The sequence below is a fragment of the Roseibium sp. RKSG952 genome (genome assembly GCF_009711355.1).
This window is the reverse complement of the sequence record NZ_SMMF01000254.1, coordinates 1-439: the sequence shown is the minus strand read 5'-3', so window position 1 is coordinate 439 and position 439 is coordinate 1. Positions and strand designations below refer to the sequence as shown.

Genomic DNA, 439 nt, shown 5'->3' with positions numbered 1-439 from the left:
AAAAGCACCCCGACGAGGGGAGTGAAACAGACCCTGAAACCGGATGCCTACAAACAGTTGGAGCCCGAAAGGGTGACAGCGTACCTTTTGTATAATGGGTCAGCGACTTAATTTAACGAGCAAGCTTAAGCCGGTAGGTGTAGGCGTAGCGAAAGCGAGTCTGAACAGGGCGCCTTAGTTCGTTGGATTAGACCCGAAACCGAGTGATCTAGCCATGGCCAGGTTGAAGGTGCGGTAACACGCACTGGAGGACCGAACCCACGCCTGTTGAAAAAGTCGGGGATGAGCTGTGGCTAGGGGTGAAAGGCCAATCAAACTCGGAAATAGCTGGTTCTCCGCGAAATCTATTTAGGTAGAGCGTCGGATGTATTCTCCCGGGGGTAGAGCACTGGATGGGCTATGGGGGCTTACCGCCTTACTGATCCTAACCAAACTCCGA

The 439-nt window shown here is 53.1% G+C and carries 1 rRNA gene; it reads left to right on the top strand.

The window, feature by feature from the left end:
• Window positions 1–439: ribosomal RNA gene (locus tag E1297_RS00625) — 23S ribosomal RNA — on the top strand; the annotation flags it as partial.